The 1529-nt window shown below is 66.1% G+C and carries 2 protein-coding genes; both read right to left on the reverse strand.

Annotation, left to right across the window (positions count from 1 at the left end; genetic code table 11):
• Positions 1-81: 81 nt before the first annotated feature.
• Positions 82-1086, reverse strand: a complete 1005-nt coding sequence (locus A9W95_RS15035) for a PHP domain-containing protein (RefSeq protein WP_067414089.1) — start codon at positions 1084-1086, stop codon at positions 82-84.
• Positions 1086-1517, reverse strand: coding sequence for a hypothetical protein (locus A9W95_RS15040; RefSeq protein ID WP_067414093.1), 432 nt, complete (start codon positions 1515-1517; stop codon positions 1086-1088). The genes A9W95_RS15035 and A9W95_RS15040 overlap by 1 nt, the downstream gene beginning before the upstream one ends.
• Positions 1518-1529 lie beyond the last annotated feature (12 nt).

Consider the following 1529-nt stretch of genomic DNA (forward strand, 5'->3'; position numbering starts at 1 on the left):
CGAATCCGCCATCGCTACGGCAAGTCCGCGGTCACCCGCGCGGTCTTGGTGGGCAGGGACCCGGGCCTGGAAATGCCGCACCTACCGGACTGACCAGTCCAGCAGTTCCTCCACCGGCCAGGTGTTGACGATGCGCTCGGCGGGAATCTCCGCGTCCAGCGCACGCTGGGCGCCGTAACCCAGGAAGTCCAGCTGCCCCGGTGCGTGCGCGTCGGTATCGATGCTGAACACACACCCGATGTCGCGGGCCAGGTTCAGCAACCGGGTGGGCGGGTCTCGCCGTTCCGGACGGGAGTTGATCTCGACTGCGGTGCCGTGGTCGCGGCAGGCGCTGAACACCGCCTCGGCGTCGAATTTCGACTCCGGCCGTATCCCCCGGTTACCCGCCACCAGCCGGCCAGTGCAGTGGCCCAGTACGTCGGTGTGCGGATCCGAGACGGCGCGCACCATACGACGGGTCATCGCCGCGGCGTCCATGGACAGCTTGGAGTGCACGCTGGCCACCACGATGTCCAGCCGGTCCAGCAATTCGGGTTCCTGGTCCAGGCTGCCGTCGTCGAGGATGTCGACCTCGATGCCGGTCAGGATGCGCATGGGCGCGAACTGCTCACGCAGTTCGTCGATCACGTCGAGCTGCTTGCGCAGCCGTTCGGGAGACAGCCCGTTGGCGATGGTCAACCGCGGCGAGTGATCGGTCAGCGCGCAGTACTCATGGCCCAGGGCCGCCGCGGTGGCCATCATCTCCTCGATCGGCGCCGACCCGTCCGACCAGTTCGAATGCAGGTGCAGGTCGCCCCGCAGCGCGGCGCGCAACTCAGCACCGCCCAAATCCTGTGCGGCAGCGCGTAATTCGACGAGCAGATCGGGTTCCCGCCCGGACCACGCCTGGTCGATGACCTTCGCCGTCTTGGGCCCGATTCCCGGCAGCGTCTGCCAGCTGTTGGCCTGGCCGTGTCGTTCCCGAGTGGCCTCGTCGAGCTTTTCGATGATGTCAGCCGCGTTGCGATAGGCCATGACGCGCCGGGGATCATCCCGGTTGCGGTCCCGGTAGTACGCGATCTGGCGCAGGGCGACGACGGGATCCATCAGAGCAACTGCCCGTCCACGAAGCCGGCGAAAACAACCGCGAATCCGCCCAGTTCGCCGGCGATGAGCGACCACATCGCCAGCCCGGTGCCGCGCTTGGGCGGGTTGAATTGATTGTCGGTGTCGCGTCGCGCGCCATGGAGGATGTAACTGCCGATCGCGGCGACGAAGAAGAACACCAGCACCATCGCCGCGGTGAGATTGACCCACGTCGGCCAGGAACTCAATTCCACGAACACCGCGGTCAACCCACTGGCGAACGCGTATAACAACGCCGCCCGGTGTGCGATGTCGACATACGGGTGGGCGCGATGATCGACGCTGGTCATGATCTGCCGGTACTTCCACACCCCGAGAGCCAGCGCCAGCAGAAAGATCAGTCCGGTCGCCAGCAGCGTGATCTTCGTGTCAATTCCCAGCTCACAGCTCATCGTTCGGCCCAG

The organism is Mycobacterium sp. 1423905.2, from assembly GCF_001673155.1.
Taxonomy (GTDB): Bacteria; Actinomycetota; Actinomycetes; order Mycobacteriales; family Mycobacteriaceae; genus Mycobacterium.

Bases quoted from the DNA above. Each gene is read 5' to 3' on its own strand.
- A9W95_RS15040 (WP_067414093.1), bottom strand. From the start codon at position 1,517: ATGAGCTGTGAGCTGGGAATTGACACGAAGATCACGCTGCTGGCGACC.
- A9W95_RS15035 (WP_067414089.1), bottom strand. From the start codon at position 1,086: ATGGATCCCGTCGTCGCCCTGCGCCAGATCGCGTACTACCGGGACCGC.